The sequence below is a fragment of the Neobacillus solisequens genome, assembly GCF_051233465.1.
In the GTDB taxonomy this organism is placed as follows: domain Bacteria; phylum Bacillota; class Bacilli; order Bacillales; family Cytobacillaceae; genus Neobacillus.
The window spans coordinates 30,611-46,032 of sequence record NZ_JBKFGJ010000027.1; the positions used below are offsets into that span (position 1 = coordinate 30,611).

Sequence of the window (15,422 nt, forward strand, 5' to 3'; positions counted from 1 at the left end):
TTAAAGAATGGAAAATACCGAGAGAAATTGCTGTATCTGCGGCAATAATGCTACATTGTTCCAAATCCAAGAAAAGTGGATCTGTGATCAGTGTCTAAGCATTGGTAATGAGAATCTAAAATATTTATGGACAAACTCAATTGAAAAACTATTGAACGATTACACGGATGCCTGTTTAGGCTGCTTATCTTCTGATGATCCTGAAAACATCTATAAAGCTAGGATTCTAGGTAAAAAAATCCAATCCGTGTTTTTATTTTTAGGCTTGCCAAAAGATCACACACTCTTACTTCCAATCAGAAAAGTTCACCTAGACTTAAAGATAATTAAAAAATCCGATGTCCTTCTTGATGAAATTGCGAAACAAAATGAAGAAAATAAAGTTAATGCTGAAATGGTTAAACTGCTTACAAAAAAACAAAAAGAAGCAAACGAACGCTTAACGAACCGCATTCCAAAATTAATCAATGATTCTTATATTACTCAGCTAAAAACTTTCGTAAATGAAGAGTTAGACTATTATAATCTGTCTATCCTACAAGATAAAGAATTGAATAAGTATGAGGAACGTTTTACAGAACTTCTTAAGGAATATGGCCAATCTGTTGATGCTAAAGGAAAATCATCTTTACAGACCATAAAAATCCTCCATAAAATCCGGAAAAGGGCAAAAACATTAAGTTATATTTATAGCTATTTAAATGATATTTTCAGCAATAAGTATGTGGAGAAAGAAAAGTATTATAAAAATATCCAGCACCAACTTGCAAAAGTCCATATCACGAAGGATTGGATGGAGCAATTAAAAACATACGAGAATAAGATACATGCCCCTAAAAAAGAGAAAAAAGCCGTTAAGAATCAACTAAAAGAATCAATAAAAATTCTTGTTGAAACTGTTGAATTACTGCCTGGATCTGTTAAAGAAGATTAACTTCAAAGTAAAAGAAAACTAGAAGGAAATGCATCCTACATTTTTTACAGAAGAAAATGAAGTTTTAATGTAGACACACTTTTAATAAGAATTCATTTCAAAGTTTACCCTGGTTTAAGAACCTGCAAGTACCTATTATAGCTATTGGAGGCAGTGCCCGAAATATACCTGAAACCGACCAAAATTTAAAGGAAAAACCGGTTATCAGGACTCCCATTAAAAGGGTCTGAACATTAGGTTCAGGCCCTTATTTCATGATGAATATAAGTAAAGTCTTTAGGACTAACAAACATTATTTATTTTTCTTTGAACCAATCATTCCGTAATCCTTTATCGTTATCGATACCTCATAGGTGATGGGGATCTCACTAAATTTTTCATCCCAATTGTCCTTCATGTCTTTCCAAACATTTGGATATTTTATTCGCAATTGATTGCCAAATCCCCCAACATCTACCCTATATTCCTTTTGCATTTTTTTTGTGGTATTTTCTACTAAGCGCTTCACTTCTTTCTCAGTCGCATTTTCTATGTATTTAATAGTTTTATTCTTAAAATCAGGTTTAAAGTGAGGATTCCAATATTCAGCGATTCTTCCCTCTGACTCAATTTTTACATGAAAGGAAATTTTATGACCGATCACATGCGGCGTAATTTTGCTTTTTATTGACTGAATCTGATAATATGTGGGTTTATCAGACTTTTTTTGGAATGCTTTTACCGCTCCGCTTTTACCTTCTCCGGTTATCCAATTTATGCCTTCAATTTCTTCCTTATTAAGAGTCCCAATCATCTTGTTTGTTCTTCCTTTTATTATGGCTGCTCCATTAAAATCAATTTCTCCTTTTTTTACATCAACCAGCTGTAACAGGAAGCTGGTCTGCGAGTTCGATTTTCCCCAAATCTTTATTAAAGAGACGTGCCTCAATGCTCTTGGTGTAAGTTCCTGTTCAGCAATTTCTACCAAGCGCATGGCAGGAATTACGCCGACTTCCTTAGATTCGAGAGTTCGTGCAGCTTCTCCTTTGGAAATAAAGATTAAGGTACTTCCTCTAATATCGATATCCCGAAAAAACAAATCTGTAATTTCTCTAATTGGTTCTTCACGAGCAAGCTTCTGCCCAATAATCACTGCTTTTTGATGTGCTCCTGAAATAGGACCTTCTCTTCGTAAGGTCGTTTCCCAACCGGCTGGTTCAAGTGAAAACTCTGTCGCAGTGATATTCGTATAAGGTTTTTGTTGTGGTGATTTGCTATTTAAATTACCGATTGCGTTAGGTATTACATATTGAAGCGTTGATCGTAATTTTCCATCATTCGCCTTATCTACAGCTGTGCCAACAACCATATTCAAATCTTCAAGGGGCTTGCTGCTCCAGCAGCCTGACAGCAGAGAAAGTAAAAATATCGAGACAAAAGAGGTTCCTAGTATCGTTTTACATTTTTTCATAATTTCTTTCCTTCAGCTTTGAGATAATGAAAAGAACCAACGGCATTATAAAAAATAAACTAATGGCGAACTTACCCAGCATATCTGCCATTATAAATACTTCATTTATATTTTTAGGAATCATAGAAACTACATAAATGAGAGGTATTAACCCATAAATAAAGGCCTGGGAAGTTATCGAAAAAAGCTGATTTAATCCCAAAGTAGCAACAAATAAAGCAATAACATACGTAGTGAATATTTGCATAAGCCAAATGACAAGAAGGAGGGAATCAAACCGTTCAAATAACAGGCCTTTGATTTCAAAGCTTCGAATAAATGTAAGTACAGGCCATGTTTGTGACAGCACTGCGTCTACTGAAATGGAACCTATTACGATTACTTCAGTAATGGTATAAAAGATAAAGGGTATTCCAACCCCAAGTAATGGGATTTTTGTTACCTTGTTTTTCTCTTTCAGAAACATAAAAATAAAGAGGAGAATTTCAAAACCTGCAAAGGATAAAGAGGATGTTTTTAATCCCTTTATGACAGGCTTTACCCCTGAACCTAACACTGGACGTAAATTATCTACTTCAAATAATTCGATGCCTAAAAACATGACCAAAAGGAAAAAAAGAACCGTAATTGGAAAAATGATTTCTAATAACCGAGCAATGGCATTTACCCCGCCCTGAACTAAGTATAGACCAATCCACAAAAATGGCATCATAATAGCCCAGACTGGCGTTCCCTGAAGTAAGAATAACCGGGTATTTTCAGCCATAGTTCGAACTTCATATGCGGATAACGCAATATAATAGCAGATCACTGTTAAACTTAGCAGCGAACCTATCCATTTCCCAAGGAGTTTTTGATTAAATTGATAGAAAGTTTCGTTCGGGTATCTTTGGCATAGTTTTAATATTAACACTGCTACAAGTGTAATAATTAATCCACTAATAATGATGGCGATCCAAGAATCGGGAGTTTTGATTTTCTCTGTCGTAGTCCTGGGTAACGTTAAAATCCCTGCACCGAAAATAAAATTTATGATAAACATGACTGCTTGATTAGAAGTTATTCGATCTAAAGGACTGGAAGTCATCATTAGTCATCTCCTTTCGAACCGCTACCTTTTTCTTACTGAATCTTTTGGATATAACAGTTTTGGACGGCGTTTCATTAGGAATAGAGGGAGCCTTATCATGAAGTCCTTCCAATCAGTCAATCGAAATGATGCTGCAGGGCTCACATATGGAATGCCAAAACTTTTAAGCCTAACCAAATGGGTGCACAGCACCAGGAAGAACAGAACGACTCCATATAATCCAAACACACTAGCAAAAAACATTGAGGCAAAGCGAAGAATTCTTAATGCAATCCCTATATTATATTGCGGTAATGTGAATGAAGATATGGCTGTGACAGCCACTACGATGACCATGATTGGGCTAACTATTCCTGCTTGCACTGCTGCTTCTCCAACGACTAACCCTCCTACGATACCTATTGATTGTCCAATAGGTTTTGGTAAACGAAGTCCCGCTTCTCTTAATACTTCTATAGATACTTCCATTATGAGAGCCTCAATTAGCGGAGGAAAAGGAACCCCCTCTCTGTTGGCTGCAATGGAAAAAATGAGCTTGGTTGGAATTAATCCCGGATGAAAGGAAGTAAAGGCAATATATAGAGAAGGACCAAATAAAGCAATAAAGGCTGAAAAATAACGTAATAAACGAATTAATGTCGCAGCCATCCATCTTTCGTAATAGTCCTCAGGTGACTGCAACATCATATGGAAGGTAACAGGAACAATTAAGGCAAAAGGTGAACCGTCCAACAGTAAAGCGACCCTTCCTTCCATCAATGCAGCCATAACACGATCAGGTCGTTCTGTACTTTGCACTTGCGGGAATGGACTTATAAAATTATCTTCAATTAATTGTTCAATATAACTAGAATCATGTATATCATCCATTTTAATTTTATTAATCCGTTGCTTAACCTCTTCTAATAAATGAGGGTCCACCAGATCCTTCATGTAGATAATGACTAGTTCCTTTTTTGATCGTTCCCCTACCTGAGAGCTAACTATGGTTAGGTTTTGATCTTTGCCATGGCGCCGCAGAAGAGCTGTATTATCCTTTAAATTTTCTATAAAACCTACCCTGGGTCCGCGTACCAATGACTCAGTAGGCGGCTCATCAATATTTCTTGTTTTGGACTTAGTAGCTTCAACCAGGAAAACTTCTTCAATACCATCGACTAAAATCGCAATTGATCCAAACATTACTCCGGAGGTAATATCGTTAAGAGTACGAACTTCCATTAAGCCGCATACAGAAAGGGCTTGGTTTTTAATATACTCTTTTAAGAATGAGTTTTTTAATGGATGGTCGGTTTCTTTTGATGATACTGACATGAAATCAATCAAAATATGATTATTAATTACATCCTCATTCGCAAGCCCTTCTATAAATATAATGGCAGTACGAATACCCGTTGTTCCCATTTGAAACTCACGAAATTTCACATCTGCATTATGGCCTATCTCTTTGCGAATTAGATTCAAATCTGCCGTAAGATTGCCGGTAATTTCATCTTTAGATTGAAAAGGCTGTTCATCCTGTTTTGCTTTATTGGCAGATTCCTCAGTCTTCATCTGGTTTTTATCTAGCTTCCACCATTTCACTAATCATCACTCTTCCTCTAATGATCGAACCCATATATAAAAATTTAATAAATCCAAGTTGAACTATAGATCTAATTAATGCTTATACGAAAATGATATAGCCTGGTATTAGAAAAAAATTTTTCTTGAACATAAAAACCTCTCCTATAAATGTTCAGATAGATTTCCTTATAACGTCTAGAATCCATTGATTGTATTATTTACTTTAAATGTTAATATTAACCGATTATTGGTTTAGTAATTTGTCCTTCTGTTTTCGTATAATTTTTCTTGCTAAGCAAAAAAATTTTAACAACAAAAAAAAACCACTCCCTAATTTATAGAAAGTGGTTTTTGTTATTGATATCAATTATTTACATAAATATTTCTCAAAATGGGGCAGAAAATGGCTATAACTAATTGTCTTGAAGCCCTATTACAATCCATTCATCTACAATATCCCAGAAATTCACATTATATTCAGGCTTATCATTGGTGAACCACAATGTCGCTAAATCACCTATACAGTTGTTTAAATCGATAGCAACATATCCTCCCATGCCATTTTCAAAAAAACCATATGTTGCAGCCATATTAATTCCTACTGGTTCATCTAATTCTTCAAGTATTCCCCATTCATAATCCTCAAAACGAGTAATGCTTTCCATTGGTACAAGTCCCATAGCTTTACTTGGCAGATAATAAAACCCATTGTGTAACTTTTCATAGAACTTCTTAATAGATTCTGGAACATTTGACCAATCTCGTTGCATTTCAGAAATATACATAAAATTGGTCGGTATACCACCTTCATAATAAAGAATTTCGTCATTTTCACTCTTTACGCTGTAAAGTACTGCATATTGTCCATGATCTACAATTAATTCAACTTCTAATAAATTCTCTTTCAAGTATGATATGGTATTACTCAATTCTTTTTCACACACGCTATTCCATAAAGCTATCAATTTATCCTTCTTTCTAGTTTTATCCGTTTCTTTAAATATCTCTATCCATTCTTCAGGCATCTTTTCCTTTTCAATATTGAGTAAGTCTCTGTTAGATACAAACTCTATACTTTTTCTATATTGTTTTAAAAAGGATAATTTATCCAGCCGAAATCACTCCTTTTTATTTATCCTATTAATATCATCTACCATCTTATGCATCTTCACCTCATTTGGATTAACTCCTAATTTTTTGATTGCCATATCAAATTCATTAATAACTCCTTCTTCAGCATGCTTCATAAATTGTATATGTCGTGGATTAGTTCCATCATATGGAGCTCTTATTTCTCTATTAGGCATTATATCCCAGCTTCTCTACGAACTTTTATTGAACTCCCTTCAAAAATCTTCCCTTTTAGTCCTGGTAGGTCCGTTTTTCCAACAGCTATAGTATGAGTCTCAGGTGACGTAAAACATCTAATTCAGCTTTTCCAAGTTCTATTTACTTAAATCTTTACCGGTACCCTTAGAACCCTCAATATTGATCCCATCAATCCGAAATAGCACATCTCTCATTTTATTCCCAACTGCATGCGAGTTTTCTATACTTACTTTACCAATATCACCTATATGTGCATAACAAACAGGACTGTTGGAGTTGAAAGGCATTTCTCGCCTTAGTAAGACCCGAATCTATTAAATCCGCTAATATTTATCCCTAACAACCTTTTTGTAATTCTATTCCTTTGCTAGTCATTTCTCTTTATATTTCTTAAATTAAGGTATAAAAAAAGCTTAATCCTCCTTATCATTTAAGTTGGATAAGCTCATAAAAATTCAAATGTTATGTCTTATATCTATTTCTCGATACTATTATTAATAAAAGTCTTAAGCGAGTCTATATCCACTTTTTTATCAGAGTCGTTTGGGTAATTTTTTTCCAGGTAGTCTATTAATCTATCAGCCAAATGGTTACTCTCGTATACCTTTTCAAAATTTATTTTAAAGCTTTCAACAGTCTCATAATCAACACTTTCAATAGTCTGTGGGAGATATTTTTCTTTTTCATATTGATATGCCTCCCAGATTGTATATGCCAATGCATTTCCTATACATATCCATACTTTTTCCCGATCACTGTCGTCCTCGAGTTGCATATACGTCATAACATCAGTCTCATCCATGTTTTCTAAATATAAATAAAGGCTGTATGCCTCAATATTTTTAGATTTGACCCATTCCCAACCTTTTTGCAATGACTCAACTGCTATTTCATAACCTTCAGATTGTGAAATCTTATCAATAATTAATTCAGACAGTGATAAAAGATACACTACTTTTGCATCCGCATTCAGATTATCAAAACGATTCATATAAACCTCTCCTAATCAATATATACACCATTTTTCACTTTGAATTCCAATCTTCCATTTACTTTAGCCCCTTCAATCACCTGTGAGGTCACCTCAATTACAAGGTTAGGATATTTTAAACTTAATTGTTTTATAACACCTGGATCTTTTTTGGGATTTCCTAACCCACTAAGACAAGTTGGACATACCCCAGAGGGGTTAGATTGATGTAGTTTTAAAGTCCCAACAACATCATTAGGTTGTATACCTAATTTCTCTACTGCATCAACAAATTGATTCGCTACTCCTTCTTCAGCATGTCTTGTAGCAGATGGTATTTTTCCTGAAGATTTAATAGGTCTATTAGGATTTGATACATCTAAATCTGGAAGACCTGCTTCCTTCCTAACTTTCGGCGATCCACCTTCAAAAGTCAAACCTTCGAGTCCTTTTACATCCGTTTTTCCAACTGCAATAGTATTAGTTTCCGGGACATTCCACTTTTTCCTTAGCGCATCCAACTCTTCTTTACCCAATTGTATCTTTCCATTACCCGTACCCTTAGAACCCTCAATATTGATCCCATCAATCTTACGAATCAAATCCCTTATCGAGTTCTCAACCCCATGGCTGTTTTCAACAGGCATATACACCTTTTCACCTGTTGACGTCACCACAAGTCTTTTGGGCGATGGGATTGTGTTTTTAACACCCGTTATGATGGTGTCTGCTAGTTTTCCTGTCTCTATTATATCCGTTGCCAGCTTATTTTTCACAACATGAGCCGCATCTTTTATTGCGGCAGAGGCGCTTTTCAAACGTGACACTGAGTGCTGGCCAGCAGTTTTAATCATGTTGTCTATGTGATTGACACCCTGGCGGAAACCAGCATTTACACCCGTCTTCAATCCTAACTGACTGGTTGTTTCTCCCACGTGGGCGAGCCGGGCCGTGCTGCTGAATTTCGCCAGGCCGCTCACACCCGGAACAATGTCCAAAGGTGCTAATACACCGCGGAACCACCGTTCTCCTGTCCCTAGTTCCCTGCCTGATACCCAATCCTTGCCCGATACGGCGGAACCCAATTCTGCCGCACCATATAAAGCTCCTAAAGCTATGCCTGCTGGAGGGCAGATTAGGGTCGCTCCCACAATCACTACTAACGCCCCGATTTGTACCCAAAATTCCTTATTTTCCTGTTGATTGCGGATCGATTCATATTGGAATGCACGAGTGTTTAGGGCTGCTTGCTGGTATTCCTCTTGAGAGAAATCTTGGCCGGGGTTCAATTCCTTCCACGCGTCATATTCCACTTTCATTTGTCCGGCATAAAAATTATCCGCATTAAACAAATCATCGATGCTTACTTCCGTCTTCGGGACCTCGAAAGACTGCGAGGCACCATAACCGCCATAGACGAACTGAGTTTCCGTTGATCCAATCCGGTTTTTGGTGGTGTAGTTGGAAATCGTTAAGTCCCGCATTGCTTCCACAAACGCATCCATATCTTCATAGAATGGCTGATCAATCGTGCGGTCGACAATGTCTCCCACCTTGCCAGCGAAGCGGTGCAGCACTTCAAAGTCCTCATACAGTCCTTGGTATTTGCCTTTTTGACTACTATGATGAAACGAGATCACACCGTCACTATCATATTTCGCGATATCGTCTTCAGCATCCTCCAAGTTCTCGCTTAAATCTTTTAGATTATCAATCATTCCCTTGCCCCAACGGCCAAGGCCAATGAGATCCCCAATCCCATCCTTCATCTTTTCCCAGTCAGAGGGGATATATTTTACATCCATCCGTTCATACCCCCAGTTTTGCAATGATTTGTTCAGCAATTGCTTCATCCGCTTGGATCATCGTATTTAGGATATCGATAACCAATGTTGCAGCACGGGAATAATTGTCATGTAAATCCATTATCTTCTGATTCGCTTCGGCATAAACTTCCATCGCTTTTTTCGCCTTGCCCTCTTCGTAATAGCCGAGGTTTCCCAACTTTTCAATATTGGGAGCAGCATTTGTCTCTAATTCTGTCAGAATGCCTTGTAATAACTTATAAATCGTCGTTATTTCATCTGGATTAATGTTAACGAGCAGCCCTGAGCCGCCTCCATCACCCACTGCCTTATACATATGACTTCTCCTCCTTATAAGGGAAATCCAGCTCATCAAATAGAACCTTCAAGAACCAATATTGACTGGCATGATAATATTTCTTATTCACAGTATCAACCATGATTAACTTTTCGTCTTTCGTAAAAATCAGCCATTGCTGATAGTAGTTGGAGTTAAATCGATTTTTAGGTTCTGCCTTAAGATGAAAGAATTCTAGATTCATTAACATATGCTCCGGCTCAAAAGCCTCTGTCCCGTGTCTTTCCTGGTTCGATAATTCTACCTTTAAGAAGGTCTTTTCTTTTTCATCTGGTTCCCTATTAATAACAGGAAAGTGCTCATTTAACATTTTTAACATAATTGCCTTCGAGGTAACTCGAAGCTGATAATGTCCTGGTTCCGCCATTTCCACTAGGACAATCAGCTCGTCGCTTTCCTTATCCCTAAAAGCAAACATTAAATTATTGACCCGGACATACTTCTCACTTTGATGGTAACATTCAACCGTTCGGATTATGATGGCTCCATTTTTAGTAATTTTACCGTCCGCTGTAATGATGCCCTTTTCGATTAGACGCTCATGCGCTTCTTTAAAGACCGTTTCACCCTTCAATTGGAATATTTCTTTTTCCGGCAAGCCAAAAAGGACATTGCCGCCAAAGGCAGCGGCCAACAAATATAATTCAGGGGCAGTAAATACATCGGTAAGTGACTTCATCCTAAATCCCTCACTTCTTTTACAGAGCCATCCTGAAGAAAGTCGTCCATGTAGTTCTCAAGGTTATTTAAGGCTTTTGTCTGTTTGGCAACGGCAGACTTCATGTCATGATGATATTTTTGAATGATTTCCAGATAGGTTAAAAAAGCGTCTCTTGCTTTGCCGCTCCACTCTGCCGAATGAACATACGCAATCAGCTGTTCACATTGGTCATATGTTTTCTCAAGGGAATGTTCCAATGACTTGGCTGCTGCTTTGGCTTGATACACCTTATCGCCATCAATTCTAACGCTCCCCACTGATCAACCGCTCCAATCTCTCTTTTAGCTCTTTTGCTTCCTTTTCTCTTCTAGCTCTTTCTGCCTCTGCCTCTTTAATGGCTAAATTTTTATAATGAATATATCGTTCATAAGCTTTATCTTTTGCAGCAACAAGTGAGTGCCGCTTCTCTTGGTCTAAATGGAAATACTTCTTTAATTTGTCATTTAATTGTTCACGGCTCACTTCAAAATCATTGGATGGTATTTTTGAGTTTGATAGATTGGGAACAGTGCCTATATAGGAACCGTATGCCGAATTAGCCTCAGAGACCTTTTTATCATGCTCAGTGATTGCACTATTGAGCTTTTCATATAGTTCATGATAATCATCACGTTTCTTCTCGGTAGCCGTTTTAAACCAATCAAACACTTGTCTTCACTTCCTCTCTGTTTAGGTAAGGAGCTGCAATTTTGATTCTTTCTGCTCTGCCGTGCTTAATATAATAAGCTTCGTATGGAGGTAAACTCTGTTCTTTATACGGACGATTTAATACTTCTAAGATATTCTGGTCGCTGATCCGTCCCACTAGGACGCCTGCCTTTTGTTTCTTAACAACAGTGGCAATATCGTCATATTGTCTTTCAATTGCCCCGGGTACAGCGCCAATCACGAAATAAATTCCAACTCTAGCACCTGATTCGATTAATTTAGTGACCGTTGTTTGAGATGTAAACGATAGTGACTCGGTCATGAAGGCAACATCCGTAATGAGTACCACCATTGGCCGTAGTTCTTTCAAAAAGTCTTTCATGGTCACACGGTTAGCTGTTGCCTGTTGTACTTGACGGAAGGTATCTTCCCTCGTTTCCAATAATTGCTGCAAACGTTCGATGAAATCGTCCATTTCCAGAGCTGTTTCCGCATAAATATTGACGGTATCTTTAAATCCTCTAAATCTCGATGATGCATTATCGATAAGACCCACATCGAGTTGTTCATTCATTGCAATACTAGAGACAAGCGTCAAATAGGTCTGCTCGACTAATTCCATCCGGTCGCTTAAAATCAATGTGTTTTGGTCCTCCACAACACTTAACTCCACTGGCTCTACTTTTTCGAAATCAACAGCAAACGGGATGGCTCCATTGCTGATCATTGCTTTGGTTTCTGGCTTTTTCATGAAATCAATAAATTCTACTGTTTCCGGAACCATCGGAATCGGTAGCGGTCGAACGCCCTTCCAGTCATGGCTCATTTCTTTACATTCTTCTTGGATGTTCTTAATGACCGTAAGCGTATCTTGGCCTCTTACAGGAAGCGCGGTTTGGAAGGAGGTTGGCTGTTCGATTTTGATTAATCCTCGTCCAGGCAGCTCCTCAATGGTTAAGTCTGTTCTTCCAACAATATTTCGCGCTTCCGTCCCGTCAATCATATACAAGGCTACTTGATGCTTCATGTTTGAAAGTAACGGTGCCCTCAGTGCACTTTGACGGCCGGCGCTAATCACGAGATGAATTCCGACACTAACACCATCTCTGGCAATTTGTGCCGTTACTTTTTCAAATTCTTCACGGTAGACCACATCGGTGATCGAATCAAATGTATCAATGAATAACAGAATGGACGGCACTTCCTTGCCACTTGCCTGTTCGTACATTTGAATCGTGGCCACACCGTAATGGCTCAATTTTTGTTTACGTTCTTTTAGTTCTGTTTGCAGACGGCGCAGGAGCTTTCCAAGCTTAATTTCTTCATCTCCCATAATAGTGTCTGCTGCATGCGGCAACTCACGAAGCGGCAGCAAACCATTGGTTCCAAGGTCAATGAAATACATATGAACTCTTTCCGGACTGTGTCGTCTGGCAATGTCCATAGCAATTGTTTGTAAAAAGGTCGACTTTCCATAGCCAGGGCTAGAAAAGACGGCAATATGGCCATCCTTGCTCAAATTCAATGTCAAAGGCTTTTGCTCTTGCATTTCCGGTATATCTAAGAAGCCAAATGTCACTTCCAAAGGTTTCTTCCATTCATGCCATGCCGTTTGATAGTCGACACCAGCCAAGTCAGGAAGGTAAATCCGTTCCTCTAAAGGCGGCAGCCATGGTCGAGGAAGTTCAACAATTCCTTTATCTTTTGCAAACACATCAATATAATTGACAACTGCATCCAGTTCGGTTGGTACTTTAGAAATGTCCTTTCGGCTCGATAAACCGCTTAGGTCTTTTGACAAAACCTCATACTGACCGAGGTCGTTAATGGCATAAATGGTTGTATCCATAAAGTCCTGTTCATTTTTATCAGGGACATAATCCGCCCCACTCCAAGCACTTTGGAATAATTCATAAATTTCATTGTTCCCTACTTGTAAGTATGCTCTTCCTGGCAAGGTAATTTCTGCCGCATCCGGAGTTTTTAAAATTTCAGTCGAATCACTGGCATTCTGTACTTTTAGCGCAAGCTTAAACTTCGAGTTGGACCAGATTTGATCATCGACCACGCCGCTTGGCTTCTGGGTGGCCAAGATTAAATGGATCCCTAATGAACGGCCAATACGAGCGGTAGAAACAAGTTCTTTCATAAAATCAGGCTGCTCCGACTTTAGTTCCGCAAATTCATCTGAGATTAAGAATAAATGCGGCATGGGCTCACTGGCCTCTCCAAGCTTATAAAGCTTTTGATATTGATTGATATGGTTAACGTCATGTTCAGCAAAAAGACGCTGCCGTTTTTGCAGCTCCGCCTTAATGGATGCAAGCGCACGCATCGACTGAGCCCCGTCCAGATTGGTGATCGTACCTAGCAAATGTGGTAGTTGCTTAAATAAATTCGCCATCCCGCCGCCTTTATAGTCAATCAGCAAAAAGGCCACTTCATGCGGATGGAAATTAACCGCAAGCGAAATAATATAAGACTGAATAATTTCTGATTTACCAGAACCTGTCGTCCCTGCAACCAATCCATGCGGACCGTGTGCCTTTTCATGCAGGTTTAAGTAGACGATATCTTCTTTTCCGCGCAGCCCGAGCGGCACCGCAAGACTTTTATAGGTTTCATTTTTGGTCCAGCGCTCTTGAATGCGGAGGTCTTCCACCTTCTCAACGCCATACATTTCAAGGAAGGTAACACTTTCAGGAATCGAATTTCTTAGATTTTGCAAATGATTGAGCGGGGACAATGCCCTTGCAATATCCTCTTTGTTAAAATCCTCGCGGAGATGATCTGGTATAAACCTCCGGTTGACCAGTTCCCCTTCTTCGAGGAGGATATTTCCGGTTTGTGCATCTCGTATATCCACCACTGTCTTTACCTGCTCCGGAAGCGACTGCATGACATCCTGAACGAACACGAGCGAAACACCTAGTTCACTTGGATCCTCATTAAAGTACTCCATAACAGAATGATCCAATATCATCTTTTCATCGGTGATCAGAACAACAAAATGTGGAGTGAAATATATTCTTTCACTTTTGTTTGTTTTTTCATCGATTGTTTGTTTCCGTTCTTTTAAAATTTGATAGAGAGAATTTAACACTTGATCACGAGAGCGCTCATGGTACACAAAGCCGCGGACATTGATATCACGCAAGCTTGCATGTGGAAGCCAGCGCATCCATTCCCATTTAGATTTCTCTTCTTCTGGAAATATCGTGACAAATTGGAGATCATGATAACTATGGAACAAAGCCGTTTGAATGACGAGCTGCTGTAGTTGTTCCAGCACTAGATGTCGCTGGCCAATGTAACCAACTGGCCCCCTCATCAGGGAGGTGACAACCGGCACATCATCTAATGTAAGGTATTGCAGCCTTAGGTTCTTTGCCGCCTCTACCAGTTCATCCTTTTCAAGGGTAAACTCCTCCATATTAAACTCAATGTCAAAACTAGTATCCACTCGCCCCAACCCTGCACGGTATGTAAGGAAGTCATGATGGAACATCGTCTTTTCATAAATACGCGAATGGACGTTTCTTGCCATTTCCCGAATTTCATCGGCATCAGGGTAATGGTAATGTAAGGCGTGCCGCTGTTCTTCACTTGCTTTATATAATTCATGGGTTTTCTGTTTTAGATAATCCTGATAGCTTTGATCCCGCTCTTTAAGCGCCATCCGATATTGCTTCAAGCTTTTTAAATAGGAGGTGACTGAAAATATCACCGTCGTGACCGTCATCGCCAGCATCGCAAGGATATAAAAGCCGTTGGATTGGAAAATGGAGAGAACCACCATTGCCGCAATCATGACAATCGGCGGTACAATGACCCGCGCCAGTTGTTCACTCGGCCTTACCGGTTTATTGGACGGTTTAGCAATTTTCAGCTTATCTTCCGGCTCCCGATAAATAATCCTTGGCGAGCGGTGAAAATCGGGATAGTCGCTGTCAAATCCTTGTTGAACCCCAAACAGTTGAATAAGCTTTGTGTCTTTTATTCTTTCATTTCCAAGTACACGTATATCATTCCGGCCAATTTTTACAATCAGCCCATCAATAAACAGTTCATCTCCAGGTTCCAGCCGAACATCGCCATCAGTAAGCAGGAAGTTGTGATAAACCTGGCCTTTATAGACTTCTAGATTAAAAGCATCCTCCTTCTGTCTACGGATTAGTGCTAAACTAGCATCCATGTTTGCTAGGATGACATCATCGTAATCATTCATTCCTAACGTAACACTAGAATGCTTCATCGTATCGTATACAGACCATTGATTAGCATCTATTAAATAGGTGTGAATGGAGACGTCATCAAGGTTCACTTCCAGACGTTCATTCACCCTTAGCAGCTTATCCCTGACCTGACATCCTTCACCATCCCATTCAATCTCAAAAGATTGGGTTAAATTGCTAAATGTAATCGTGTTGGACCAATCACTCCCAACCGTCAGCCGTTTGGGTTCATTTTTTGTCAAATGGCATTTGTGCAATTGATTTCTAAACGTTAGCAGCAATAATCGTTGTGCCATCTTTCTCTTCCTCTCTACAC

The 15,422-nt window shown here is 38.8% G+C and carries 13 protein-coding genes; 1 reads left to right on the forward strand and 12 read right to left on the reverse strand.

The genetic code is table 11. The annotated features are described in order from the left end of the window. Positions 1–7: 7 nt before the first annotated feature. The gene (locus ACI3K6_RS21495) at positions 8–934 is read left to right on the forward strand and encodes a CHAD domain-containing protein (protein ID WP_435556446.1); all 927 of its coding nucleotides are present in this window, start codon (positions 8–10) and stop codon (positions 932–934) included. A gap of 292 nt (positions 935–1,226) precedes the next feature. Here ACI3K6_RS21495 and ACI3K6_RS21500 read toward each other — a convergent pair whose 3' ends face one another. The 12 genes from ACI3K6_RS21500 to essC all read right to left on the reverse strand — a co-directional run bounded on the left by ACI3K6_RS21500 (position 1,227) and on the right by essC (position 15,402). After that, positions 1,227–2,384: a Ger(x)C family spore germination protein gene (locus ACI3K6_RS21500; RefSeq protein WP_435556447.1), complete on the reverse strand. Its 1,158-nt coding sequence runs from the start codon at positions 2,382–2,384 to the stop codon at positions 1,227–1,229. Then, on the reverse strand, positions 2,371–3,471 hold the full coding sequence (locus ACI3K6_RS21505) for a GerAB/ArcD/ProY family transporter (RefSeq protein WP_435556499.1): 1,101 nt from the start codon (positions 3,469–3,471) through the stop codon (positions 2,371–2,373). Before ACI3K6_RS21505 ends, ACI3K6_RS21500 begins: the two co-directional genes overlap by 14 nt. Before the next feature lie 24 nt (positions 3,472–3,495). Further along, on the reverse strand, positions 3,496–5,058 hold the full coding sequence (locus tag ACI3K6_RS21510) for a spore germination protein (RefSeq protein ID WP_435556448.1): 1,563 nt from the start codon (positions 5,056–5,058) through the stop codon (positions 3,496–3,498). Between the two features lie 395 nt (positions 5,059–5,453). Beyond that, positions 5,454–6,065 carry an SMI1/KNR4 family protein gene (locus ACI3K6_RS21515; RefSeq protein WP_435556449.1) on the reverse strand — a complete coding sequence of 204 codons (612 nt, stop codon included), beginning with the start codon at positions 6,063–6,065 and terminating at the stop codon, positions 5,454–5,456. A gap of 93 nt (positions 6,066–6,158) precedes the next feature. Continuing rightward, positions 6,159–6,347 (reverse strand): hypothetical protein, encoded by a 189-nt coding sequence (locus ACI3K6_RS21520; protein WP_435556450.1) that lies wholly within the window; start codon positions 6,345–6,347, stop codon positions 6,159–6,161. Positions 6,348–6,844: 497 nt separating this feature from the next. Continuing rightward, on the reverse strand, positions 6,845–7,360 hold the full coding sequence (locus tag ACI3K6_RS21525) for an Imm6 family immunity protein (RefSeq protein ID WP_435556451.1): 516 nt from the start codon (positions 7,358–7,360) through the stop codon (positions 6,845–6,847). 11 nt (positions 7,361–7,371) lie between these two features. After that, the gene (locus ACI3K6_RS21530) at positions 7,372–9,144 is read right to left on the reverse strand and encodes a hypothetical protein (protein WP_435556452.1); all 1,773 of its coding nucleotides are present in this window, start codon (positions 9,142–9,144) and stop codon (positions 7,372–7,374) included. 4 nt (positions 9,145–9,148) lie between these two features. Continuing rightward, positions 9,149–9,481 (reverse strand): hypothetical protein, encoded by a 333-nt coding sequence (locus ACI3K6_RS21535; RefSeq protein WP_435556453.1) that lies wholly within the window; start codon positions 9,479–9,481, stop codon positions 9,149–9,151. Then, positions 9,474–10,181 carry a DUF5081 family protein gene (locus ACI3K6_RS21540; RefSeq protein ID WP_435556454.1) on the reverse strand — a complete coding sequence of 236 codons (708 nt, stop codon included), beginning with the start codon at positions 10,179–10,181 and terminating at the stop codon, positions 9,474–9,476. The genes ACI3K6_RS21535 and ACI3K6_RS21540 overlap by 8 nt, the downstream gene beginning before the upstream one ends. Next, on the reverse strand, positions 10,178–10,480 hold the full coding sequence (locus ACI3K6_RS21545; RefSeq protein ID WP_435556455.1) for a WXG100 family type VII secretion target: 303 nt from the start codon (positions 10,478–10,480) through the stop codon (positions 10,178–10,180). Before ACI3K6_RS21545 ends, ACI3K6_RS21540 begins: the two co-directional genes overlap by 4 nt. Further along, on the reverse strand, positions 10,467–10,871 hold the full coding sequence (locus tag ACI3K6_RS21550) for a chorismate synthase (RefSeq protein WP_435556456.1): 405 nt from the start codon (positions 10,869–10,871) through the stop codon (positions 10,467–10,469). Before ACI3K6_RS21550 ends, ACI3K6_RS21545 begins: the two co-directional genes overlap by 14 nt. After that, complete coding sequence (gene essC, locus ACI3K6_RS21555; RefSeq protein WP_435556457.1) at positions 10,864–15,402, reverse strand: type VII secretion protein EssC; 4,539 nt, start codon at positions 15,400–15,402, stop codon at positions 10,864–10,866. The genes ACI3K6_RS21550 and essC overlap by 8 nt, the downstream gene beginning before the upstream one ends. Positions 15,403–15,422: the final 20 nt, after the last annotated feature.